25 protein-coding genes are annotated in these 22874 nt (G+C 42.5%); 14 read left to right on the top strand and 11 right to left on the bottom strand.

Translation table 11 applies throughout. The features are described from left to right. Nucleotides 1–5: 5 nt before the first annotated feature. The 5 genes from crcB to lrp form a co-directional block, all read right to left on the bottom strand. The gene (crcB, locus tag JIG37_RS17385; RefSeq protein ID WP_082389253.1) at nt 6–392 is read right to left on the bottom strand and encodes a fluoride efflux transporter CrcB; all 387 of its coding nucleotides are present in this window, start codon (nt 390–392) and stop codon (nt 6–8) included. Next, on the bottom strand, nt 385–1722 hold the full coding sequence (locus JIG37_RS17380; protein ID WP_199529927.1) for a replication-associated recombination protein A: 1338 nt from the start codon (nt 1720–1722) through the stop codon (nt 385–387). The genes crcB and JIG37_RS17380 overlap by 8 nt, the downstream gene beginning before the upstream one ends. Before the next feature lie 3 nt (nt 1723–1725). Continuing rightward, nucleotides 1726–2352, bottom strand: a complete 627-nt coding sequence (lolA, locus tag JIG37_RS17375) for an outer membrane lipoprotein chaperone LolA (RefSeq protein WP_199529926.1) — start codon at nt 2350–2352, stop codon at nt 1726–1728. Further along, nucleotides 2352–4844 carry a DNA translocase FtsK 4TM domain-containing protein gene (locus JIG37_RS17370; RefSeq protein ID WP_138615744.1) on the bottom strand — a complete coding sequence of 831 codons (2493 nt, stop codon included), beginning with the start codon at nt 4842–4844 and terminating at the stop codon, nt 2352–2354. Before JIG37_RS17370 ends, lolA begins: the two co-directional genes overlap by 1 nt. A gap of 141 nt (nt 4845–4985) precedes the next feature. Continuing rightward, nucleotides 4986–5465, bottom strand: a complete 480-nt coding sequence (gene lrp / locus JIG37_RS17365; protein WP_199529925.1) for a leucine-responsive transcriptional regulator Lrp — start codon at nt 5463–5465, stop codon at nt 4986–4988. Nucleotides 5466–5607: 142 nt separating this feature from the next. Here lrp and ald point away from each other — a divergent pair, with 142 nt between their 5' ends. Continuing rightward, complete coding sequence (ald, locus tag JIG37_RS17360; RefSeq protein WP_054552970.1) at nt 5608–6729, top strand: alanine dehydrogenase; 1122 nt, start codon at nt 5608–5610, stop codon at nt 6727–6729. A 94-nt stretch (nt 6730–6823) separates the two neighbouring features. On the opposite strand, the gene rluB is transcribed toward ald, so the two are convergent. From rluB to JIG37_RS17340, 4 genes are all read right to left on the bottom strand, one after another. Beyond that, nucleotides 6824–7696 carry a 23S rRNA pseudouridine(2605) synthase RluB gene (gene rluB, locus JIG37_RS17355; RefSeq protein WP_138600083.1) on the bottom strand — a complete coding sequence of 291 codons (873 nt, stop codon included), beginning with the start codon at nt 7694–7696 and terminating at the stop codon, nt 6824–6826. Continuing rightward, complete coding sequence (gene scpB / locus JIG37_RS17350) at nt 7693–8283, bottom strand: SMC-Scp complex subunit ScpB (protein ID WP_054552968.1); 591 nt, start codon at nt 8281–8283, stop codon at nt 7693–7695. The genes rluB and scpB overlap by 4 nt, the downstream gene beginning before the upstream one ends. Before the next feature lie 130 nt (nt 8284–8413). Beyond that, nucleotides 8414–8935, bottom strand: a complete 522-nt coding sequence (locus JIG37_RS17345) for an EF-hand domain-containing protein (protein ID WP_138600085.1) — start codon at nt 8933–8935, stop codon at nt 8414–8416. Nucleotides 8936–9141: 206 nt separating this feature from the next. After that, on the bottom strand, nt 9142–9573 hold the full coding sequence (locus tag JIG37_RS17340; RefSeq protein ID WP_199529924.1) for an exonuclease III: 432 nt from the start codon (nt 9571–9573) through the stop codon (nt 9142–9144). Nucleotides 9574–9816: 243 nt separating this feature from the next. Here JIG37_RS17340 and xthA point away from each other — a divergent pair, with 243 nt between their 5' ends. Genes xthA through JIG37_RS17325 form a run of 3 tightly spaced genes read left to right on the top strand, consistent with a single transcriptional unit; the run spans nt 9817 to nt 12067 of the window. Continuing rightward, complete coding sequence (xthA, locus tag JIG37_RS17335) at nt 9817–10626, top strand: exodeoxyribonuclease III (protein ID WP_138615750.1); 810 nt, start codon at nt 9817–9819, stop codon at nt 10624–10626. Then, nucleotides 10623–11273, top strand: a complete 651-nt coding sequence (locus JIG37_RS17330; RefSeq protein ID WP_152967138.1) for an energy-coupling factor ABC transporter permease — start codon at nt 10623–10625, stop codon at nt 11271–11273. Before xthA ends, JIG37_RS17330 begins: the two co-directional genes overlap by 4 nt. Then, nucleotides 11270–12067 carry a putative RNA methyltransferase gene (locus JIG37_RS17325; protein ID WP_199529923.1) on the top strand — a complete coding sequence of 266 codons (798 nt, stop codon included), beginning with the start codon at nt 11270–11272 and terminating at the stop codon, nt 12065–12067. Before JIG37_RS17330 ends, JIG37_RS17325 begins: the two co-directional genes overlap by 4 nt. Here the strand turns inward: JIG37_RS17325 and yfbV are convergent. Beyond that, nucleotides 12064–12510 (bottom strand): terminus macrodomain insulation protein YfbV, encoded by a 447-nt coding sequence (gene yfbV / locus JIG37_RS17320; RefSeq protein WP_054552963.1) that lies wholly within the window; start codon nt 12508–12510, stop codon nt 12064–12066. The two genes, JIG37_RS17325 and yfbV, sit on opposite strands and share 4 nt — an antisense overlap. A 290-nt stretch (nt 12511–12800) precedes the next feature. On the opposite strand from yfbV, the gene JIG37_RS17315 reads away from it, so the two are divergent. From JIG37_RS17315 to JIG37_RS17285, 7 genes are all read left to right on the top strand, one after another. After that, nucleotides 12801–14015, top strand: a complete 1215-nt coding sequence (locus JIG37_RS17315) for an acetate kinase (RefSeq protein WP_199529922.1) — start codon at nt 12801–12803, stop codon at nt 14013–14015. A gap of 4 nt (nt 14016–14019) precedes the next feature. Next, nucleotides 14020–16176 carry a phosphate acetyltransferase gene (pta, locus tag JIG37_RS17310; RefSeq protein WP_199529921.1) on the top strand — a complete coding sequence of 719 codons (2157 nt, stop codon included), beginning with the start codon at nt 14020–14022 and terminating at the stop codon, nt 16174–16176. Nucleotides 16177–16385: 209 nt separating this feature from the next. Next, nucleotides 16386–16778 (top strand): ACT domain-containing protein, encoded by a 393-nt coding sequence (locus tag JIG37_RS17305; RefSeq protein WP_054552960.1) that lies wholly within the window; start codon nt 16386–16388, stop codon nt 16776–16778. Nucleotides 16779–16835: 57 nt separating this feature from the next. Next, nucleotides 16836–17279, top strand: a complete 444-nt coding sequence (locus JIG37_RS17300) for a PTS glucose transporter subunit IIA (protein WP_228290651.1) — start codon at nt 16836–16838, stop codon at nt 17277–17279. A gap of 5 nt (nt 17280–17284) precedes the next feature. Then, nucleotides 17285–17629 carry an ArsC family reductase gene (locus JIG37_RS17295; protein WP_054552958.1) on the top strand — a complete coding sequence of 115 codons (345 nt, stop codon included), beginning with the start codon at nt 17285–17287 and terminating at the stop codon, nt 17627–17629. After that, the gene (gene dapE, locus JIG37_RS17290; RefSeq protein ID WP_054552957.1) at nt 17629–18759 is read left to right on the top strand and encodes a succinyl-diaminopimelate desuccinylase; all 1131 of its coding nucleotides are present in this window, start codon (nt 17629–17631) and stop codon (nt 18757–18759) included. The genes JIG37_RS17295 and dapE overlap by 1 nt, the downstream gene beginning before the upstream one ends. Then, a complete protein-coding gene (locus JIG37_RS17285) occupies nt 18756–19436 on the top strand; it encodes a M15 family metallopeptidase (RefSeq protein WP_199529920.1) in 681 nt (226 codons plus the stop codon). Before dapE ends, JIG37_RS17285 begins: the two co-directional genes overlap by 4 nt. 1 nt (nt 19437) lies before the next feature. Here the strand turns inward: JIG37_RS17285 and JIG37_RS17280 are convergent, their stop codons facing one another. Then, a complete protein-coding gene (locus JIG37_RS17280) occupies nt 19438–20310 on the bottom strand; it encodes a DMT family transporter (protein WP_244664401.1) in 873 nt (290 codons plus the stop codon). Nucleotides 20311–20444: 134 nt separating this feature from the next. Here JIG37_RS17280 and JIG37_RS17275 point away from each other — a divergent pair, with 134 nt between their 5' ends. The 3 genes from JIG37_RS17275 to lpoB are packed head-to-tail and all read left to right on the top strand — an operon-like array spanning nt 20445 to nt 22865. Beyond that, a complete protein-coding gene (locus tag JIG37_RS17275) occupies nt 20445–21809 on the top strand; it encodes an adenine DNA methylase (protein ID WP_199529919.1) in 1365 nt (454 codons plus the stop codon). A gap of 8 nt (nt 21810–21817) precedes the next feature. Further along, on the top strand, nt 21818–22243 hold the full coding sequence (locus JIG37_RS17270; RefSeq protein WP_054552954.1) for a YcfL family protein: 426 nt from the start codon (nt 21818–21820) through the stop codon (nt 22241–22243). Between the two features lie 10 nt (nt 22244–22253). Then, the gene (gene lpoB / locus JIG37_RS17265; protein WP_199529918.1) at nt 22254–22865 is read left to right on the top strand and encodes a penicillin-binding protein activator LpoB; all 612 of its coding nucleotides are present in this window, start codon (nt 22254–22256) and stop codon (nt 22863–22865) included. Nucleotides 22866–22874 lie beyond the last annotated feature (9 nt).

Raw genomic sequence — 22874 nt, 5'->3', positions numbered from 1 at the left:
GATTTTTAACCTTTTTGCATTACCAGCTGAAGGCCCAGCCAAGCCATAAATATACACACCACCACGTTTAAGGTGATATTGAGGGCCATTTTAAAAAAGTGACCTTGTTGCAAGAGCAACAACGAATCCATTGAGAATGTTGAAAAGGTGGTCAATGCACCTAAAAAGCCAATACCAATTAAGGTTTTAGCGGGGCTAACAGCGATTATTTCTTTTTCAATCAAGCCGTATAAAATGCCCATTAACAATGAACCAAGAATATTAACTGTCAACGTGCCAAAAGGGAATCCCCTACCGAGCAGTTTTAGCATGGTTTCGCTAAGAAAATAGCGTAAACATGCCCCTGAAGCGCCACCCATTGCAATCATCATGTAAAGTTTCAAGCTATTCATAGCGTTTAATATCACTTTGCTCGTTACGCTGAGTTAAATAGTCCAGCTTTTGTTTTATTTTTTGTTCAAGCCCGCGGTCGGTTGGGAAGTAATACTGGCGATCATTAATTGCCTCAGGGAAATACTTTTCGCCTGCAGCAAATGCACCTTCCTCATTGTGTGCATAACGATATTCAGCGCCATAACCTAAGTCTTTCATTAAGCTGGTTGGTGCATTGCGTAGATGCTCTGGCACCGGGTGGCTCGGCTCATTTTTAGCATCTTGCATTGCTTGATTAAACGCCATATACACAGCGTTACTTTTCGGGGCACTGGCTAAGTATATGGTGGCTTGTGCAATAGCACGCTCACCTTCACTTGGGCCTACACGTTGAAAAATATCCCACGCATTGAGTGCCACTTCCATTGCTCGCGGGTCAGCATTGCCAATATCTTCTGTAGCAATCGCTAATAAACGCCGAGCCACATAAAGTGGGTCGCCGCCCCCTGCTAAAATACGGCAGTACCAATATAAGGCGCCATCAGGTGAACTACCTCGCACTGACTTATGAAACGCTGAAATCAAGTCGTAAAACTCATCGCCGCCTTTGTCGTATTTGGCTAAGTGAGTTGGTAAAACTTGGCTTAACACATGTTGATCAACAAGGTATTTACCCTGCTGCTCCGTGGTTAAATCGACGGCTTGTTCTAACAGGTTAAGCACTTTACGCGCATCGCCATCACTTGCTTGGCAAAGCGCTTGCTTAGCGTTTTCGGCAATGTCTATGTGTTTTTGGCTGAGCTCTACGTCTTCACGTAAGGCTCGCTCAATTACGTTAAATAAATCGGCTTGTTCAAGTGCTTTTAATACGTACACACGAGCACGAGACAGTATCGCGTTATTAAGTGCAAATGATGGGTTTTCGGTGGTTGCGCCAACAAAAATAAAAGTACCGTCTTCGATATGCGGTAAAAATGCATCTTGCTGAGATTTATTAAAACGATGCACTTCGTCAACAAACAATAAGGTGCGCTGTCCTCGACCAGCAAGGTTTGCTTTTGCTTCGCTTACGGCCTCACGAATGTCTTTTACACCTGCTGTGACTGCCGACATTTGAATAAGGCTGGCATCGGCATGGTTTGCAATAATCTGCGCTAACGTGGTTTTACCAACGCCTGGCGGTCCCCACAAAATGAGGCTGTGGCATCGACCTGCAAGAATCGCTTGGTAAAGAGGTTTATCTGGGCTTAAAAGGTGCTGCTGACCTATGTAGTCATTGAGTGTTTCGGGTCGCATGCGCGCCGCAAGTGGGCGCACATCAGGACCAAAATTAAATCCGAGATTACTCAAGCCTTAATCACCTTGGCTTTGGTCGTCAACTTCAACGCCTTCTGGAATGGTAAATTCAAAGGTTTGAGTTGCAAGTGTTTCGTTTACCTTGGCATCTTTAAAGGTAAATAAAGACTGCTGACCTGAGGTGTCTAATACAGTAAGTGATGCTAGGCCTTGCTCTTTAGCATTAAAGCGAATGTCTAGCTTTTCAACTTGGCTCTCAACGCCTTTGTTTGGCGTGACACTAAAGCCAGCATCGGTTGCCACAACTTGGTATTTAGCCCACTGCTCTGGATCTTTTGAGGTCAGCAATACAAACGGTGTTGAATCAATCAGGCTGTGGGTATTCATAATCGTTACTTGCTCAGCAAAGCTGTCGAAGTAATACGTTTTATCGCCATTAGATACAAACAAGGTATCGTCTGGGCTTTGCTGTTGCCAGCGGATCATCATAGGCTGCTGAAGGGCAATATTCCCCTCACCTTGCATGATAGCTTCGCCTTGCGAATCGGTCACTTGCTGTGAAAACTCTGCTTTAAAACTTTTAATCGCAGCCAGCTGTTGTTGCAACGCTTCGCTGTCGTCTGCAAAACTTTGACCGCTTAATAAACAGCCCATAATTAGGGCCAGGTATTTAATTTTTTTCATTAATTTGCTCCACCATTTGGCACTAAGACTTCGCGGGCACCGTTGTGTCCTGGTGCGCTAACAATGCCTGATGTTTCCATTTGTTCAACTAAGCGCGCTGCGCGGTTATAACCTACACGAAGCTTACGCTGTACACTCGATACCGACACTTTGCCGGTTTCAATTACAAATGATACTGCTTCATCGTAAAGCGGATCTGACTCTTCATCACCGTCTTCACTGGTTTCTCCTGGTAGTAAAATTTCTTCTGTGGCATCGCCACTTAAAATTTCATCAATATAATTTGGTTTGCCACGTTTTTTCCAATCGTCTACAACCGCATGTACTTCGTGGTCGTCAACAAACGCGCCATGTACACGCACTGGTACACTGGTACCCGGCGGTAAGTAAAGCATGTCACCCATACCAAGCAAGTTTTCAGCACCTTGCTGATCTAAAATGGTACGCGAGTCAATTTTACTTGAAACTTGGAACGCCATACGGGTTGGAATATTCGCTTTGATCAAACCGGTAATTACGTCAACCGATGGGCGCTGTGTTGCTAGCACTAAGTGAATACCTGCAGCACGGGCTTTTTGCGCGATACGTGCAATCAGCTCTTCCACTTTTTTACCCACGATCATCATCATGTCGGCAAATTCGTCAATAACCACCACAATACTTGGCAGTTTATCTAGCTCTTCAGGGCCATCGGCCATGCCATCGGTGTCTTTAAACAGTGGATCTAGAATCGGTTGACCCGCTTCTTTGGCATCCAACACTTTTTGGTTGTAACCTTTTAAGTTACGAACACCAAGTGCCGACATCAGCTTATAACGACGTTCCATTTCGCCTACACACCAACGCAATGCATTGGCTGCTTCTTTCATGTCGGTCACAACTTCACATAATAAATGTGGGATGCCTTCGTACACAGAAAGTTCAAGCATTTTCGGGTCGATCATGATCATACGAACATCATCTGGGCCCGATTTGTACAGTAAGCTTAATATCATTACATTAACGCCCACTGACTTACCTGAACCTGTGGTACCCGCAACAAGTAAATGTGGCATTTTGCCAAGGTCAGCACATACCGGTTCGCCAGCAATGTCTTTACCTAACACCATAGTCAGTGGTGATGGGTTTGATTCGAACTTAGGCGCGTTAATAACTTCACTTAAGCGCACAATTTCACGGTGTTTGTTTGGCAGCTCTAGACCTACATAGGTTTTACCCGGAATAACTTCTACCACACGTACGCTTACAGCAGACAGTGAACGCGCTAAATCTTTCGCTAGGCCAGTGATTTTAGCCACTTTAATACCCGGCGCTAAATCAAGCTCAAAGCGCGTTACAACCGGACCTGGGTATACACCCACAACCGCAGCTTGAATGTTAAAATCAAGTAGTTTGGTTTCAACTAGACGCGAGATTCCATCAAGCTCTTCTTGAGATAATGGATTTTTCGCTTTATCTGGGCGGTCTAATAAATCAAGAGACGGTAACGGGTTTGCAGGCGGCTGCTCTTCAAGCAGTGCTTCGAACTTTTCTTTTGCCGTTGGCGGTGGCTGATACGCAGGTTTTGGCTTAGGCATAGGGCGCGCAGGCGAAACAACCGTTGTAACAGGTTTTTCTGGCTCAACAACTGGGCTCTGATCAAGCGCATTCAGTGCCGATACGGTATCGAATGATTCATCATCAAGGGCACTAAAACCAATTTCTTGGTCAAGAATATCGTCTAGTTCATCAAAGCCTTTAAAATCATCATCGGCTTTTTCAGCAGGCTTTTGCTTAGGCTTAGTAGGCTTTGATTCTTCTTCATCTGCATCATTAAAGCTAATTGCTGGCTCGTTTTCTGGCTCTACAAAGTTAGCGTCTGGCTCTGTCGTGGCAATATCTTTAACAGCTTCTTTTTCACGATGTAACCAAGCAGAAAATTGCTCACGTAAAAAGTAAAATGCTTTCATTACCCACTTGCCGACAAAATCGACAAATTGCACCCACGAAATACCGGTTAATAGGGTTAAACCGGCAAAGAAAAAACACAGTAGTAAAATTGAGGTGCCAGTAAAATTAAAGGTTGGCATCATTGCTGTCGCAATAACATCCCCCACTACCCCACCAGATGAGAAGTTATAAATATCATCAAAATTAATGCTGCTGATGGCAGTCGCTGAAGTAATAAACAGCGCAAAACCAATGACACGTAAGGCAAGCGTGGTGTAATCAAGCTGGAAAATACGGTGTGGTTGTTTAAATAATAAATAACCGAACAATTGAATAGCAACAGGCACTAAATAAGCAAGCCAGCCAAAAGTGAGTAATAGGATATCTGCAACCCAAGCTCCCGCTGTGCCGGTAATATTCTTAACATTAACAAATTCACCGGTTTGCGACCAAGAAGGGTCCGCAGGATCAAAACTGATTAATGCACATAAAATAAATACTGCAGCAAAGGTGCTGATGATTAGCCCCGTTTCTAACAGTCTTTGAACACCATTTAGGCGCATAGCTCCCTATTCCTTATTATTCTTTACTGATCGATTAGCAGTGAAATACCTTAGCAGGAAATGCCGTTTGATGCACTTTATCTTAGCCTTGATGGACTGATAATGAACAAGTTTTTGTTACTCAATGTATATTTTAACAGTTTAGGCAATATATGGGCGAATAATGACCCCTTCTTCACCTTTTACTTCTTCCATTACCACATAAGTTCGGCTTTCACTGACATTTGGTAGTTTTAGTAGAATATCACCCAGTACATTTCGATATTCCGACATATCATTTACACGTGTTTTTAATAGAAAGTCGAAATTACCCGATACTAGATGGCATTCGATTATTTCGTCGTGCTTTTTAACTGCAGCGTTAAATTCTTCGAAAACATCTGGTGAGGATTTAGTGATGGTTACTTCTACATAAACCGACAAACCTTGGCCAAGTTTAGCAGGATCCACTACCGCTTTATATCCGAGTATATACCCCTCTCTTTCGAGCTTTTTTACCCGCTCCAAACAAGGGGTGGCACTTAATCCTACACGCCTTGCCAGCTCTACGTTAGAGATCCGACCATCGAGCTGTAATTCCATTAAAATTTTACGGTCTATTCTGTCGAGTAATTGATGCATAAGCCAAACCAGAGTTTTGCACTGTTTAAAATATATTTTTAGATTATATCACTAGAATAGCACTTAAAAAAGGTGAGACACACTGGCTGGTCATGAATATAATAGTCAAAAATTTTATCCCGTTCTATTAAGGCGAAAAACTATGATTATTGGTGTACCTAAAGAAATCAAAAACCATGAATACCGTGTAGGTATGGTTCCTGCGAGTGTTCGTGAACTAGTAAACCATGGCCACCAAGTTTTTGTTGAAACTGATGCTGGTATGGGCATTGGCTTCACTAACGAAGATTATGTTGCAGCTGGTGCTGAAATTTTACCAACAGCAGCGGACGTTTTTGCTAAAGCTGAAATGATCGTTAAAGTAAAAGAGCCACAAGCTGTTGAGCGTGCAATGTTACGCGAAGACCAAATTCTATTTACTTACCTTCACTTAGCACCGGATCTTCCACAAACTGAAGACCTAGTTAAAAGTGGCGCAGTGTGTATCGCTTACGAAACAGTAACTGATTCACGTGGCGGTTTACCTCTTCTAGCTCCTATGAGTGAAGTTGCTGGTCGTATGTCTATCCAAGCTGGTGCACAAGCGCTTGAAAAATCAAACCACGGTCGTGGTATGTTACTTGGTGGTGTACCAGGTGTTGAGCCAGCTAAAGTTGTTGTTATCGGCGGCGGCATGGTTGGTCGTAGCGCAGCGCAAATGGCTGTTGGCCTAGGTGCTGACGTTGTTGTTCTTGACCGTAACATCGACGTACTACGTGCATTAGACGCACAGTTCGGTAATAAAGTTAAAGCTATCTACTCTACTGCTGACGCACTCGAAAAACACGTACTAGAAGCTGACCTTGTGATCGGTGGCGTACTAATCCCAGGTGCAGCAGCGCCTAAACTAGTGACAGCTGAGCACATCAAAGCAATGAAGCCTGGTTCTGCAATCGTTGACGTTGCAATCGACCAAGGTGGTTGTATCGCAACGTCTAAAGCGACAACTCACGCTGATCCTACTTATATCGTTGATGACGTTGTTCACTACTGTGTTGCTAACATGCCAGGTGCTGTTCCACGTACTTCTACGTTCGCACTTAACAATGCAACATTACCGTTCATCATCAACCTTGCTAACAAAGGCTATAAGAAAGCGCTTCTTGACGATGCTAACTTCTTAAAAGGCTTAAACGTAATCAAAGGCCAAGTTACTTATAAAGAAGTAGCTGAAGCTTTCAACATGGAATATGTTGACCCACGTACAGCAGTCGAAAATGCTTAATTAGCATTGTGAAACAAAAAAGCAGCGAAATCGCTGCTTTTTTTATGCCTGTTTGCAAATAAATTAGTTTATCTGCAAACAATTATATTTCTGATTAACGACGCTTAGTTTGTTTAGCGCGTTGATTGTGCTTTTTAACCGCCTTACGGATTTGGTTGATTTTGGCACGTTTGTCTTTACGCTTTTCAGGAATAACCGACAGCTTAGTTTGCGTTTCGCGGCCTAGTTGTACTGTTTTGCGTAAATAGTTAACCGTCTCTAAATCAAGTTCAGCCCAACCACCTTGTGGCAAGCGCTTATCAAGCTCTAACTTACCGTAACGAATACGGATAAGACGCGATACTTCAACATCTTGTGATTGCCATAAACGACGTACTTCGCGGTTACGACCTTCTGTTAAAGTCACATTGAACCAACGGTTGATACCTTCACCACCCATAGGTTTGATGTTTAAGAATTTCGCAGGACCATCTTCAAGCTCAACACCTTTTGTTAAAGTGCGTAGCGTTTCGTTAGTCACTTCACCAAATACACGAGCTGAGTATTCACGCTCTACTTCGTAGCTTGGGTGCATTAAACGGTTAGCAAGTTCACCATCGTTAGTAAACAGCATTAAACCAGCGGTGTTAATATCTAGTCGGCCAACTGCAATCCAACGTTCGCCATCAACACGTGGTAAACGATCAAATACCGTACGACGACCTTCAGGGTCTTTACGCGTACATAACTCACCTTCTGGTTTGTTATACATAAGCACACGACAAATACGGTCGGCTTTGTCTTCGATTTTCACTACGTGACCGTCAACACGAATTACATCGGTTGCTTCTACGCGGTCGCCTAAACGAGCCACTTTACCATTCACGCTCACGCGGTTGGCATCGATGTATTTTTCCATTTCACGACGTGAACCCACGCCAGCACGGGCTAATACTTTTTGTAACTTTTCAGTTTCTACATTACTCATTCAGATAGTTCTCTCACAGAAGGATCGCTCAATAGCTGGTTGATTTTACTCTCCTGAAGTTCAGGTAACGGCGGTAATTCATCTAAACCAGCTAATGAAAAATAATCTAAGAAAGCGGATGTTGTGGCATACAACGCTGGGCGCCCGGGCACCTCTTTATGGCCAACAACTCTAACCCACTCTCTTTCTAATAAGGTTTTAATTATTCCTGAGCCAACAGCGACCCCCCGTACTTGTTCAATTTCACCACGGGTAATAGGTTGTCTATAGGCAATCAAGGATAACGTTTCTAGTAGTGCTCGTGAGTATTTAGGTGCGCGCTCTTGCCATAAGTTTGCCAGCCAAGGCGCTAAACTAGCGCAGGCTTGAAACCTGTAACCGCTGCCTACTGCAACAAGCTTAATGCCTCGGGTTTGATAATGCGTTTGAATTTGTTCAATTGCATTATTAATGCGCGGCATAGATACGCTTAAATCAGCTAATACTGTCTCTTTTAAATGACGTTTAGACACAGGTTTTCCAGCAACAAAAATCGCGGCTTCTATGATTTCGACTAACTGTTCATCACTGATACGTTTTGTGGCCATTGCTACTAAAGGTCATTTTAAATCACTAACGCTCTATTATGACAGAAGTCGGCCAAGGTTGGAAAAATTATTGTAAAAAAGCCAGTGTAAAACACTGGCTTTGGGGGATATTTATAAATGAATTTTGAAATTAGCTATTTTTAACCATTTCAAGGGCATCATCTTCGGCAACGTCGCTGCCATATTTGCTAATGTAATTAACAAACTCAGTGCGGCTTATACGCTTATCTTTGTTGCTATCCATATAGCCAAAGTGATTTGCGATATCGTCGTCATCGGCTTCTTCAATTGAAACATAACCATTTTTGTCGTTATCTAACGATTTAAAGTCATTTTCGATTGGGTCAAATTTAGCGATTTCAGCTTTAAATGCTGATTCAGATACCTCACTATCAGCTGCCACCTTGCCTGTATTTAATTGCATATATGCATTAAATTCAGTACGGCTGATTTGCTCATCCATATTGGTATCGATATTTGAAAAATGCTCCCAAATTGCATCATCGTCAGCTTCTACCTTAGAGATATAGCCGTCATTGTCATTATCTAGACTGCCAAAATCGCTGTCGATTTTTGCTAAAGAGTTACTTGCAGAACATGCTGAAAGACTTAGTGCTGCTAAAATTGTAGATGCTAAAGTTAACTTTTTCATAAGACATTTCCTTGTAGTCGATTAGATTCAATTAGACTATTTCAAGTTGAATGCCAAAATGCCTTATTGACTAAAATCAAGCACTTACAATCTAGTTAAGTTACTGTTAAGCCTATGATTTAGCAAGCTTTTCATAGATTGCTGTAATTTTTTCATAAAAAAAGCGCTCCGAAGAGCGCTTTTTACAAATAACTATACTGTCGCTATTAGATAGCTGCGTTTTGGTAACGCTTAACGAAGTCTGTTACTGCTTCGCCATTACATTTTAACGTGTTTAAGTTGCCAATTTTTTCACGCACAGGTGTTAAACCTTTTTTAAGTGCAGTGATGCAAAGTTGAGTTTCTTTTTGCTCATTTTTAGCAAACACTTCAATCGCTGCTTTTGCTACTTCTTGTGATTGTGATTTTTTTGCAATTTCACGAATGTCAGTACCGTTACATAAAATGCTTTTTGAAAAACGTGACATTGAAATGCCATGCTTTGCTGCTTCTTTACGTGCAGCGGTAAACCCTTCGTTTGCACTTAAGCTACATAACTTCGATTCAATACTGTTATCAGCTGAAAAGTAGTGCGGGTTGCTTGCTAATGAGCCAAATGAGATACATGCAAGAGAAAGCATCACTAATTGTTTTTTCATGGTTTACCTTTAAATAGTACATAATATGAACGGGTGGTTTGCGCGCATTATATAAACAAAAATAAGCAGATCAACTGAATTATTTATTTAATTTAATAATTAATAGTGAGTTAACAATGTTTTTAAATTAAGCAGCAATTGATCAACATTTGCCCAATTTGATTTTCGTAATTAGCTCATGAATAAGCCCTAGTTTGATGATAGAATTGCGCTAAACACTGAAACAAAAATAATAGGTGCACCATGAAGGTAATCTCATTTAACATTAACGGCCTGCGCGCTCGTTTACACCAATTGCAAGCCGTAATTGATAAACATCAACCAGATATTATTGGCTTACAAGAAATCAAAGTACATGATGAGGCCTTCCCTCTCGAAGATGTGCAAAAAATGGGTTATCACGTTTATTTTCACGGTCAAAAAGCACATTACGGCGTGGCAATGTTATGTAAACAAGAGCCAAAATCAGTTGTTAAAGGCTTTGCAACCGATACCGACGAATCACAGCGTCGTATGATCAGTGTTACCGTGACACAAGAAAATGGTCGTGACCTAACGGTGATGAATGGCTACTTCCCGCAAGGGGATAATATTGCCCACGAAACCAAATTCCCTTATAAGCGTCAGTTCTATAAAGATTTAATGACTCACTTAGAAGATAACCACACGGCTGATCAAGATGTTATTGTGATGGGCGACATTAATATTTCACCGACCGATCTCGACATTGGTATTGGTGAACCAAACCGTAAGCGCTGGTTAAAAACAGGTAAGTGTTCTTTCCAACCTGAAGAGCGTGAATGGTTAAGCACTTTATTAAACTGGGGCTTTAAAGATACCTTCCGTGAACTTTACCCAGAAAAAACTGAGCAATACTCGTGGTTTGATTACCGCTCAAAAGGTTTTGATGACAACCGTGGTCTACGTATTGATGTGATCTTAGCAACTCCAGCTCTTGCTGAGCGTTGTGTTGAGTCTGGTATCGATTACGAATTGCGAGGTATCGAAAAACCATCTGATCATGCGCCAATTTGGTCAACATTTAACGCATGATAGACACATTGCAATGGCAGCTCCCTTTGTGGAGCTGTGTGGCTATAATACTCTGGCTCAGCTTTGATAAGCAAAGCGCATCACAATTATTGGCAACGCCAATAAGACAAGTTGGTGTGCTCGCATGTGCTTTAGTACTTGCGGTACTGTGGCGCATTAAAGCGGGGATATTGCCAGGCCTCGAATTGCATATTTTAGGGGTTACTGCAGTGACCCTAATTTTAGGTTGGCGACTGGCTATTTTTGCAAGTACCTTGGCGAGTTTGTTGTTAGTGCTGGTTGCACAATTGCCAATCAGTTTATTGCCTGTGCATTTGTTATTTACAGCGTTCATTCCAATTACGTTGAGCTATCTGTGCTTTGTAATTTGCTATACCTATTTACCAAGACACTTTTTTATTTATATCTTTTTATGCGCGTTTTTAACCGCTGCTGTTATCGCCTGTATTAAAATACTTACCAGCGGTGTGTTTTATTACTTGCTTGGTGATTACAGTTTTATTGAGATTTCAGAAAATTATCTGATTCTGTGTGCCATAATTTGGTTTCCTGAAGCAATGCTCAATGGCATGGCCATTACCTTGATGATCACCTATCGCCCTCATTGGGTTAAAACCTTTTATGATAAGGACTATTTAGACTCATGAGTCTTCACTACCACTGCCCGCTTTGCAAACTTGAACTCACTCTAAACGACAAAACTTACCGTTGTGACAATAACCACAGTTTTGATATCGCCAAAGAGGGTTATGTCAATTTACTTCCCGTGCAAAATAAAAAGTCGAAACAACCGGGCGATAACCTTGAAATGGTGCAGGCTCGCCGCGCTTTTTTAAGTGCCGGACACTATTTGTTTTTACAGCAGGCTTTAGCTGAGTTAGTGGCATCTCTCGAACCAAGTTCAGTGATTGATTTAGGCTGTGGTGAAGGTTTTTATACTCAAGCTATAGCAGCGCAGTCGAGTGCCGATGTATATGGTGTCGATATTTCTAAGCCCGCGGTAAAATACGCCGCTAAGCGCTACGAAAATGCGCATTTTAGTGTCGCGTCGATTAGCCAAGCCCCTTTTGCAGATGCGCAGGCTGATGTGCTTGTTAGTGTGTTTGCCCCTTTATTTGCACAAGAGCTTGCCCGCCTTGCCAAGCCGCAAGCTAGTTTAATTGTTGCAAGTCCTGGCCCTTGGCACCTTAAAGAGTTAAAAGCGTTTATTTATGCTGATGTAAAACCGCATACAGAGATAGAACCACCAGCAGGCTTCAGCAAAGAGTCGATAAATTTATTAGAACAGCAGGTGCTGTTGTCGGTCGGTGAGATTAAACATTTAATTATGATGACGCCGTTTGCGTGGAAGTTTCGCCCGGAGCATTGGCAGCAGATTGAGCAGCAAGGCCCACAAAAAGTAACGTTATCGTTTTATGTGAGCCAGTTTATTCGCGATTAGAAGTGTTCTTTAGTGAAGGCTTTATCCATTTTTTCGAACATATCTTTTAATAATTGAGCTAAATCAGTGTAGCGTGGTTTTTCAGTCGTTAACTGTGACTGATAACCATGCGCCTTCATTTTACTGTGCAGCTCGGTATACCAACTTAGCATTGCTGGCTCTAAACGGGTTTCTGCACGGCGGCCTAGCCACAACAAACCTTGAAGCGGTAGTGATAAAAAGAAAAGCGCGATCGTGATAGCTTGTGGAAAATAATCACTACCTAAGTAATTCACTTGCATAAATACGGTCAGCATTGCCAAAATTGGCATCACTGTAATTGCCAGATCAGTGGCCTTGATCACTCTAAATTCGGCAAACAATGGAGCGAGCTCTTGTCGCATCGGCCATTTTTTAGCGTATTGACGACCTGTTTGCACTTGTGACATGACACCTTTTTGCATCATCACTCCTAGGGTTTTCAACTTGTTTCACAACCGAGTGTAACACACTCCCGGATACAATCCCTGCAAAACCTGTCCTAGTTTTAATACCAAATTAATGGTTAGGAGACTAACGTTTAAAGTCTAAATGAGATAAAATGTTATCGGCTTAAGTCAACCAGACTTTAGTATAATTACAGCCTAGCTTTGTTAAGTGTAGCAACAAAATACTTATTTACTATACTGGCAAAGAATTCTAATTATCAAGCCTTAATATACACTGACTGATATCGTACTTTTAGGACCTAGCTATGTCGACGCCCCTTTGCTCACCACAACATGTTTTAGTACTGAACTGTGGTAGTTCAAGTTTAAAATTTGCCATTTTAGATGCCGCCACTTCTGACGAAGTTATTTCTGGTTTAGCTGAGCGCCTTGGCTCAGACACGCCTTCAATCAAATATAAATATAATGGTGAAAAACAACTTATTGAGCTTGCAAAGGGCCAAGCCCACGATGCAGCAATTGCTGAGCTTGTGAAGCTAGTTAATGAGCTAGGCCTTGCAGATAATTTAATTGCTGTGGGTCATCGTGTTGTACACGGTGGTGAGCATTTCACTGAATCTGTGCTTATTGACGATGATGTACTTGCAGCTATCGAAAAAACAGCGGCACTTGCTCCACTTCATAACCCAGCCAACTTATTAGGCATTCGCACTGCACAGCAAGCGTTCTCAGCACTGCCACAAATTGCTGTATTTGATACGGCATTTCACCAAAGCATGCCAAATATTGCTTACTTATACGCCCTGCCTTACTCGCTTTATAAAGAGCACGGCGTAAGACGTTATGGGTTCCATGGCACGAGCCATTATTATGTTGCAGGTGAAGCAGCAAAATTATTAGGCAAAGAGCGCGAGCAAACCAATGTGATCAGTGCACATTTAGGTAATGGTTGTTCGGTATGTGCGATTAAAGATGGTAAGAGTGTTGATACCAGTATGGGCCTTACACCGCTTGAAGGCTTAGTGATGGGTACCCGCAGTGGTAGTATCGACCCTGGTTTATTCACGTTTTTAACTCAGCAACTAAATTATTCAGTACAAGAAATTGATGACTTACTTAATAAGCAAAGTGGCTTATTAGGTATTAGTGAACTATCAAATGATTGTCGCACTATTGAAGAAGCCGCCGTTGAGGGCCACCCGCAGGCGAACCTTGCACTCGATATTTTCTGCTACCGCTTAGCAAAGCAAATCGCCGCATTCTTAGTACCTGTACAACGCCTTGATGCACTTATTTTCACCGGTGGTATTGGTGAAAACTCAGATATCATTCGTGACAAAGTGATCACCCAATTAGGCTTTTTAGGCCTTGAGTGTGACGAAGCTGCAAACTTAGCGGCACGTTTTGGTAAAGAAGGCTTAATTTCAAAAGGCCAAACGCATGCTAAAGCGTTTGTGATCCCGACCAACGAAGAATGGGTTATTGCTAACGATGCAGCCCGCATTGCAAAGGAGGGTTAAGTAAATGGCACGTAGAATTATGTTGATCCCTATTTCGACTGGGGTTGGTTTAACATCTGTTTCTGTTGGTTTAGTGCGCGCACTTGAGCAAAAAGCGCTTAAAGTGAACTTTTTCAAGCCAATTGCACAGCCACGCTCTGGCGATACAGGTCCTGAAAAGTCGACGCAAATTGTTACCCATGGCTCGCCAATTAATCCGCCGACACCATTTGAGCTTAGCTATGCAGAGCAAATGATAGGTGATGGTAAAGGCGACGATTTACTAGAAGAAATCGTAGAGCGCTTTGAAAGTACCATTAAAGAAGACGAAATTGCTATTATCGAAGGAATGGTGCCTACACGTCGTCAGCCGTACGCAGGCCGTGTAAACCGTGAAATCGCGCAAACTCTGGGTGCTGATATTGTTTTTGTTTTAACGCCTAGTAACGATAGCAACGACCAAATTGAAGACCGTTTAGAAATCGCCTCAGGCAACTATGGCGGTGTTAACCACCCTCGCGTGTTAGGCTGTATTTTCAATAAAGTTAATGCACCTTTAGATGACGAAGGCCGTGCCCGTGCTGATCTAGTTGAAGCTCATGAGCCAGAGCAACTTGAAAACGAATTAAACCGTTTAGCATCTCTGCCTATTTTCAGAAAGCACCCATTTAAGTTATTAGGTTCAATCCCGTGGGATTTCGACCTAGTAGCGCCGCGTGTGCGTGATTTATGTGAATACTTAAAGGCCGAAGTTATTAACGAAGGCGACATGGCTCACCGTCGTTTACGTCGCGTTACTTTCTGTGCCCGTACCGTATCGAATATTTTAAGCCACTTTACCCCAGGTGCATTACTGGTCACTCCGGGCGATCGCTCTGATGTATTAGTTGCTGCTTGTTTATCAGCTATGAATGGCACAAAACTTGGGGCTATTTTATTAACCGGTGGCTTTAAGCCTGAAGATCGCATCATGAAATTATGCGAACAAGCGATGGATACCGGCCTGCCAATTCTTGCAACAGAAGAAGATACGTGGCGCACGTCTTTATTACTGCACAACTTCAATATGGAAGTACCGTGTGATGATGATCAGCGTATCGATAAAGTAAAAGATCACAACGCCAGCCATATTGACTCTGATTGGTTAGACAGCCTAGCGCAAAGTGTTGGTCGTACTCGTAAAATGTCTCCGCCTGCGTTTCGTTTCTTACTAACAGACAAAGCTCGTCAAGCGAATAAAACGGTTGTTTTACCAGAAGGTAATGAGCCGCGCACAATTAAAGCTGCGGCAATTTGTGGTCAACGTGGCATTGCAAAAACAATCTTACTTGGTGACAAAGAAGAGATTTTACGTATTGCTGAGCAACAAGGTGTGGAGCTTAACGATAACGTAACTATTGTTGAGCCAAGTGATGTGATCAACGATTACGTTGCGCCTATGGTCGAAATTCGCAAAAACAAAGGCTTAACAGAAGTGGTTGCTCAAGAGCAATTACTGGATAACGTGGTGCTTGGTACTATGATGCTTGAACAAGGCAAAGTAGATGGCCTAGTGTCGGGTGCGGTTAACACTACAGCAAATACGATTCGCCCGCCGTTACAATTAATTAAAACTGCACCGGGTTCATCGTTGGTATCGTCAGTGTTCTTTATGTTGTTACCTGATCAAGTTCTGGTTTATGGTGACTGTGCAATCAACCCAGACCCAACAGCAGAGCAACTGGCCGATATCGCGATTCAATCAGCTGATTCAGCGGCTGCGTTTGGTATTGAACCGCGTGTTGCAATGATAAGCTACAGTACGGGTACCTCGGGTTCAGGTGCTGATGTAGAAAAAGTGCGTGAAGCCACTAAACTTGCCCAGCAAAAGCGTCCTGATTTAGTGATTGATGGCCCGCTTCAGTACGACGCTGCAATTATGGAAAACGTAGCACTTAAGAAAGCACCAGACAGCCCGGTTGCAGGTAAAGCAACAGTGTTTGTATTCCCTGATTTAAATACGGGTAATACAACCTATAAAGCCGTTCAACGGAGTGCCGATTTAATTAGTATTGGCCCTATGCTGCAAGGTATGCGTAAGCCGGTAAATGACTTGAGCCGAGGTGCATTAGTAGACGATATTGTTTACACCATTGCCCTTACAGCGATTCAAGCTAAGCAAGTTGAAAGCTTAGAAAATTAACCCTTCAAAATTTAGGCTAATTTATAAAACCTTTATAAATTAGCCTATTAGCTTCTTTATACTGACCTATTCCCATATTTATCCACAGATTCTGTGGACAACCTCAACAGCGATATTGAGTAAAACCTCAGCAATCAAAATTATTGCGCTTTATCTTAACTTTGTTTACCTATACTATAAATTCAAAGGCTTCAAAGATAGGATCGCAGATGTCAAAACAAACGTTACAACTTCATAGTGAAGAACTTACCATTCATAGTTTAGATGTCGATGCAACGATTGACCCTGCCTTACTCCAACAAGCTATTTTCTTTATTGCAAAAACGGCTGATGAGCTGTCTATTGTCTGCCCAAGTAGTTTCCAGCTCGACAGTCTTGATCAAGAAACCGACTGGCAAGCACTGGAAGTCATTGGCCCACTTGGTTTTTCATTAACAGGTATTATGGCAAATATTTCTGGGGTGCTAGCAAAAGCGTCGATCTCGATTTTTGCTTTATCAACCTACGATACAGATTATGTATTGGTGAAAAAGCAAAGTATGGCCAAAGCCATTACAGCCCTGAAAAAAGACGGTTACCATGTGCTAGGTGATGTTAAATAAGCCATGACTAACGAAGTTCAATACTTACCCGAACGCAGCCTCAGAAAAGCGCGCTGCATGGCCATTAAAAGCCCATTTACTGGGCGTGTAAAAAGCATTAGCGAGCACCCTGAGCCATTTTTTCGTTTTGCCACCCTTGGCCCAGGGATTAGTGTTGAACTAACCAGCCACAACATCATCGCGCCATTCGATGGCACCCTATTACAAGTTAAAAATGCCGGTAAAGAATACATTTTACAGGCAAAAAACGGTTTAAAAGTTTTATTAAATTTATCGTTTTCATCGGTTGAAGAACATATCAACCACACCAATATTGCTAAATTAAACGGCAGTAAAATTAGCCAAGGTGAACGATTAGCCTATTTTGATTTACGCGAGCTGAGCAGCCCTATGCTTGGCACACTGTGCGTTCTCAATAGCCAACACCTTGGACCCCTATATTATTCACTATCTCAGGTCACTGCTGGGGTAGACACATTACTCACTGTAACGAAAAAGTAGAATTTATGACTATCATGTACGGTATCAGCAATTGCGATACAATCAAAAAAGCCAAGAAATATTTAACTGATAACAATCAAGAATTTACTTTCCATGATTACCGTAAAGACGGCATTAGTGCTGAGCTAGTTAATGAGTTTGCAGCGCACATTGATTGGCAAGATTTAGTTAATAAACGCGGCACAACTTACCGTCAATTATCTGATGAGCAAAAGCAAAACCTAGATAAAGAAACTGCATTAGCATTACTGGTTGAGCAACCTGCGATGATCAAGCGCCCGGTACTTGTGCATAACGGCCAATACCACTTAGGTTTTAAAGCCGCTCAATACGATGAGATTTTTGCCTAATGACTCACCCTGTTATTGAACTTGCTCAAGCGCTTATTCAGCGTGAATCAGTAACGCCTGAAGATGCTGGTTGCCAAGCGTTAATGAACGAACGCCTTGAAAAACTTGGCTTTAATATTGAATCACTGTTTTTCACTGATACGCTAAATACTTGGGCTCGTAAGGGCGATGCGTCACCGCATTTTTGTTTTGCTGGTCACACAGATGTTGTACCAACAGGTCCTGAAAAAAATTGGCAGCACCCTCCTTTTTCTGCACAGGTAAAAGACGGTATGTTACATGGCCGCGGTGCAGCCGATATGAAAGGCTCTTTAGCTGCCATGGTGGTTGCCACCGAGCGTTTTGTCGCTAAACACCCTGATCATAAAGGGTCAATTTCGTTTTTAATTACGTCTGATGAAGAAGGCCCGTTTATCAACGGCACAACCCGTGTTATCGATACCCTTGAAGCACGAGGTGAGAAGATTGATTTATGCCTAGTTGGCGAACCCTCTTCACGAGATGTACTTGGCGATGTGGTAAAAAATGGTCGTCGTGGTTCATTAACTGGCTTTTTAACTGTGAAAGGTGTGCAAGGCCATGTTGCTTACCCGCATTTAGCGCAAAACCCAATTCATTTAGCCGCCCCTGCGTTAACTGAGCTAAGTCAAACCGAGTGGGATCAAGGTAACGAATTTTTCCCTGCAACGAGTTTTCAGGTTTCGAATATTAACGGTGGCACCGGTGCTGGTAATGTGATCCCAGGTGAACTTGAAATTCAATTTAACTTTCGTTTTAGCACCGAAGTCACCCACCAACAGCTACAGCAACGAGTGGTTGATATTGTTGAGAAACACAACCTCAATTACGAGCTAAATTGGATTGTTAATGGACTACCGTTTTTAACCGACCATGGTCCGTTAGTTGATGCCACCGTGCACGCTATTAAGCAGGTGACTGGACGCGACACCGCACTTGAAACCACCGGCGGTACTTCTGATGGTCGCTTTATCGCACAAACGGGTGCCAAAGTCATTGAGCTTGGTCCGCGTAATGAAACCATTCATAAAGTAGATGAATGTGTTAGCACCGATGATTTAATTCAACTTGCTGATATTTACGAAGTGATTTTAGAGCAGCTGCTTACATGAACCAAACAGAGCTTAAGCAATGCGCCACTGGGTTGAGTAGCTCACATTTAGTTGAGCTACAAAATCATCGCTTGCATCGTAATATTGTCGATGATTTTTTAGCTCTGCAGCAAGGGGCAAAAGAAGCAGGTATTGATCTGACAATTGCCTCAAGCTTTCGCGATTTTTATCGTCAAAGTGCAATTTGGAATGCTAAATTTCAGGGCCTTCGACCGGTTTACACCCTTGAGCAACAAACGGTAGATTTAAAAAGCCTAAGTGATACTGAAAAGTGCCACGCTATTATGCTTTACTCGGCACTCCCTGGGGCAAGTAGGCACCACTTTGGTACCGACCTCGACATTTACGATACCCGCCCTATTGACGATGATTATCAGCTGCAATTAACCCCTGATGAGTATTCGCCCACAGGGCCCTTTGCCAAGCTTGCTACATGGCTTGACGATAACCTAGAAAAGTATGGTTTTTATCGCCCTTACCAAGAATACAAAGGTGGGGTTGCCCCTGAGCCTTGGCATATTAGTCATATTGGTGCAGCTGCTAAGATGATGCAGTATTTGTCAGTTGCAACATTACAGCAATGTATTGAACAAAGTGAGCTTAGCGGCAAACAAGCGATACTAGCCGAACTAAACACCCTGTATGAACGCTACGTATTAAATGTTAATAAGCCCTAATCTAGACACTGCGCTTTTTAGCCATTAAAAACACCAGTACAGCGCCAAGAATTAAGGCGCTGGCTACAACTAAACGCGCAGTTAATTGCTCATCTAATACCACCACCCCAGCTAATGTGGCAAGCACGGGCACGGTTAGCTGTACCACACCTGCTTGGCTACTTTTAAGCCTAGGTAGTGCAATGTACCAAATGCTATAACCAAGCCCAGATGCAAGCGCTCCTGAAGCTATCGCCAAATAAACGCCAGTTGCTGTGATACCCTGCCAATCAACCACGGCTAGAAAGACTAAAATTGGCACAAGTATTAAACTTCTTAGAAAGTTAAAGCTGCTTGCTTGCAAAGGTGAGCTGCATGATTTTCCGCGAATACTGTAAACACCCCACGCCACACCACTTAACGCCATGAGCATTGCCGGCATGAAAGAAGGCACCGTGGCTGAGGGTAGCATTAAGTATATAAACCCCGCAAAAGCGACAAACAAAGCCCCCCACTGCACTTTACTGAGTGGTTCTTTATTTAAAACACTATGGCCTATCATGGTTAACTGTACTGCTGAAAATAAGATAAGTGCGCCTGTGCCAGTGTTTAAATCAACATAGGCAACTGAAAAGCACAGCGCGTAAATAAATAAACTAAGCGCACTGATATTGCTACCTTTGTCGGTTAAAGGTTGTGCTGATTGTGATTTTGATCTCAATAGAGTTGTTTGCCATAAAAGTATAATAAGCATCATAAACGCCCCACTCGCTAAGCGAATGACGGTAAAACTTAACGGATCAATATCACCACTTTGCAATGCCATTCGGCACAGCAAAGAGTTAGCTGCAAACGCACAAAGTGCAATAAAGGTATACGGTACAGTGCTTAACAAATGCGGTGTTCCTTTAACATAAAAAATAAAAAGACCAGAAAGTTGTCTATTAACTTACGATTTTTTACATAATTTATCATATAAGGTTAAGCCGCGTATGCTAATCTGAGTACATTGTTTAAAAGGAGTGTTCAGTGCATCGACGTTTATTTATTGGAGCTGCTTTACTGTTATCTGGTTGCAGTACCATAGGTATTACTGATCTATTCCAAGATTATGCGACGCAGCTAAGACCTGTGCGCCAAGCTGTTTCTCAAAATAACATAGCAAGTGCTCAGCAGCTTTTGCCAAGTAACAGCCGAGGCCATAGTAACTATTTGTTAAATCAGCTTGAAACGGCCCGTCTTGAGTTTTTGGCTAAACAAAATTCTCAGGCCAATGAGACCTTTGAAGCTGTTTATCAAAATATGGAAAAAAAGCGTCAAGCAGCCAAAGTACAGCTAAGTGCAGGCCTTGAGCAAACAAATTCATTATTAACCAATGACTCAGTGATTGGTTATGAGCCAGCAGCCTATGAAATGACCATGCTGCATAGCTACAAAGCACTGAATTATGTATTTGATAAACAACTTGAATCTGCATTAGTTGAAGTTAGACGCGCTAATAAAGTGCAAGAAGATGCACTAAAAGATAATCAAGCCGCACTTGATGAACAAGCGGAAAACTCCGCTGAAGGCTACCCTGATATGGCCGAGTTAATTGGTAATGTCAAAAATGGCTTTCAAAATGCTTTTACGTTTTATTTATCGGCCCTACTTTATGAGGCAGATAAACAATTTGATGATGCCTATATCGACTATAAGAAAGCGCTCGAAATAAACAGTGAGAATAGCTACTTACAGCAAGCAGTGTTACGCCTTGCCAAAAAACAAGGTTTTGATCAGGACTTTGAAGAATTTAGCAAACGCTTTGGCAAATTAAAGCAAGCTCAAGCAAACACAGGCCAAGTAATTGTAATTGCAGAGCAAGGTTTAATACCAGCAAGGCAAGAGTTTAATTTACGGTTACCTATTTATACTTCGCGTGGCGATGCACGCTTTTATAGTGTTGCCATGCCAGTTTATCGCGCTGCGCCCTATGCGGCCAGTGATAAAACAGTGACTCTCGATGGCGAAAATTTGCCACTGACGCCCATTGTTAGGCTCGAAGCGCTAGCGGCGAAGACATTAAAGGATCAAAGTGCTGGCAGAATAACCCGACAAGTAATGCGTCTGGTAGCAAAAGAAAAGGTACGTGCAGAGTTAGCAAGAAGTGGCGGCGATGTTGGTAACATTTTAGCCAACATTTATAACGTTGCATCTGAGCAAGCTGATACACGAAGCTGGTTGACTTTACCAAGCCAACTTAGCATTGCTCAGCACCCAATGCCCACAGGTCAGCACACTTTAACTGTGCCAGGGCATGGCGAAATAACTTTTACGGTTGGTAAGCAAGGGTTAACCTTGATTTTTCTAACTTCCATAAATAACTACTACGACACACACGTTGTACAACTCTAGGAGCAATGATGAAATACTTAGTGCCACTATTAACCATTTTACTTGTTGCGGCTTGCTCCTCACGCCCTACCACTTCTGGCATTGGGGTTGAGCAGGCATCACAACAGTATAACCAACAACTGATTGTTAATAACCCTGAACTTGGCAAGAAATTAGCCATTACAGATGTAAAAACACGCCAAACGAACGGCTTAACTGATGTGGTTGTGACACTGGCAAGCCAGTATAAAAAATCTCAATATTTACAATACCAATTTACTTGGTATGACGCTGATGGCTTTGTTATTCGCGGCAACCACTCACCTTGGCAACCCATTACTTTATTTGGATTTGCTAAAACTCAATTACCGGGCCTAGCCCCGACAGCAAATGCTGTCACCTTCTCGCTTGCAGTGCGTGAAGTGTCAACAGAAGCACAAGAATTTGAAGATTAAGGATACTACAATGAAATTACTTTCTGTTAAATCGGCTGCGGCCGTTGCAATGACAAGCGCTTTGTTACTATCTGGCTGTGCTAATAAGGCCGTTGTTAGCTATGGTGATGCGCAAGCTGTTGAAACCACAGACATCAATTTTGGTTCAACAGATCTACAAAAAGTAGCAAGCCAAATGACAGACTCGTTACTTGCTTCACCTGTGGTTGGCACCATGACAGCAAATACTCGCCCAGTCGTGTTTGTTGAGCGTATTAAAAACAAAACGAGCGAGCACATTGATACTGAATCAATAACCGATTCAATTTCAACACAGTTACTACGCAGTGGTAAGTTCCGCTTTGTTGATATGACCCGTGTTGAGGCTGTGCGTGAGCAACTTAATTTCCAAAACGTTGACCCACTTGTAAACCCAAATACCGCTATTGCTTTTGGCCAGCAAGTTGGTGCGCAATATATGTTATACGGCAACTTATCGAGCATCGTTAAATCAAATGCTGACAAGGCTGATGTCTATTACAAATTCACTATGCGTTTAATGGATTTAAAAAGCGGCTTAGTTGAGTGGGCTGATGAAACTGAAATCCGTAAAACACGTGAGAAATCAACTTTTGGCTGGTAGCCAGGAGGG

Origin of the sequence: Pseudoalteromonas sp. bablab_jr010, from assembly GCF_016464105.1 — a bacterium.
In the GTDB taxonomy this organism is placed as follows: Bacteria; Pseudomonadota; Gammaproteobacteria; order Enterobacterales; family Alteromonadaceae; genus Pseudoalteromonas; species Pseudoalteromonas simplex.
Note: the sequence above shows the minus strand (reverse complement) of the source record. Positions and strands in the feature narration are given on the sequence as shown.

What these genes read in the sequence shown, in the direction of transcription:
- lpoB (WP_199529918.1), top strand. Translation starts at nt 22,254, where the DNA reads ATGAAATTACTTTCTGTTAAATCGGCTGCGGCCGTTGCAATGACAAGC.
- yfbV (WP_054552963.1), bottom strand. Translation starts at nt 12,510, where the DNA reads ATGCAAAAAGGTGTCATGTCACAAGTGCAAACAGGTCGTCAATACGCT.
- JIG37_RS17345 (WP_138600085.1), bottom strand. Translation starts at nt 8,935, where the DNA reads ATGAAAAAGTTAACTTTAGCATCTACAATTTTAGCAGCACTAAGTCTT.
- JIG37_RS17330 (WP_152967138.1), top strand. Translation starts at nt 10,623, where the DNA reads ATGATAGACACATTGCAATGGCAGCTCCCTTTGTGGAGCTGTGTGGCT.
- JIG37_RS17315 (WP_199529922.1), top strand. Translation starts at nt 12,801, where the DNA reads ATGTCGACGCCCCTTTGCTCACCACAACATGTTTTAGTACTGAACTGT.
- dapE (WP_054552957.1), top strand. Translation starts at nt 17,629, where the DNA reads ATGACTCACCCTGTTATTGAACTTGCTCAAGCGCTTATTCAGCGTGAA.
- ald (WP_054552970.1), top strand. Translation starts at nt 5,608, where the DNA reads ATGATTATTGGTGTACCTAAAGAAATCAAAAACCATGAATACCGTGTA.
- JIG37_RS17295 (WP_054552958.1), top strand. Translation starts at nt 17,285, where the DNA reads ATGACTATCATGTACGGTATCAGCAATTGCGATACAATCAAAAAAGCC.
- crcB (WP_082389253.1), bottom strand. Translation starts at nt 392, where the DNA reads ATGAATAGCTTGAAACTTTACATGATGATTGCAATGGGTGGCGCTTCA.
- scpB (WP_054552968.1), bottom strand. Translation starts at nt 8,283, where the DNA reads ATGGCCACAAAACGTATCAGTGATGAACAGTTAGTCGAAATCATAGAA.
- xthA (WP_138615750.1), top strand. Translation starts at nt 9,817, where the DNA reads ATGAAGGTAATCTCATTTAACATTAACGGCCTGCGCGCTCGTTTACAC.
- JIG37_RS17300 (WP_228290651.1), top strand. Translation starts at nt 16,836, where the DNA reads ATGGCCATTAAAAGCCCATTTACTGGGCGTGTAAAAAGCATTAGCGAG.
- pta (WP_199529921.1), top strand. Translation starts at nt 14,020, where the DNA reads ATGGCACGTAGAATTATGTTGATCCCTATTTCGACTGGGGTTGGTTTA.
- JIG37_RS17285 (WP_199529920.1), top strand. Translation starts at nt 18,756, where the DNA reads ATGAACCAAACAGAGCTTAAGCAATGCGCCACTGGGTTGAGTAGCTCA.
- JIG37_RS17270 (WP_054552954.1), top strand. Translation starts at nt 21,818, where the DNA reads ATGAAATACTTAGTGCCACTATTAACCATTTTACTTGTTGCGGCTTGC.
- lrp (WP_199529925.1), bottom strand. Translation starts at nt 5,465, where the DNA reads ATGCATCAATTACTCGACAGAATAGACCGTAAAATTTTAATGGAATTA.
- JIG37_RS17370 (WP_138615744.1), bottom strand. Translation starts at nt 4,844, where the DNA reads ATGCGCCTAAATGGTGTTCAAAGACTGTTAGAAACGGGGCTAATCATC.
- JIG37_RS17340 (WP_199529924.1), bottom strand. Translation starts at nt 9,573, where the DNA reads ATGAAAAAACAATTAGTGATGCTTTCTCTTGCATGTATCTCATTTGGC.
- JIG37_RS17305 (WP_054552960.1), top strand. Translation starts at nt 16,386, where the DNA reads ATGTCAAAACAAACGTTACAACTTCATAGTGAAGAACTTACCATTCAT.
- rluB (WP_138600083.1), bottom strand. Translation starts at nt 7,696, where the DNA reads ATGAGTAATGTAGAAACTGAAAAGTTACAAAAAGTATTAGCCCGTGCT.
- JIG37_RS17325 (WP_199529923.1), top strand. Translation starts at nt 11,270, where the DNA reads ATGAGTCTTCACTACCACTGCCCGCTTTGCAAACTTGAACTCACTCTA.
- lolA (WP_199529926.1), bottom strand. Translation starts at nt 2,352, where the DNA reads ATGAAAAAAATTAAATACCTGGCCCTAATTATGGGCTGTTTATTAAGC.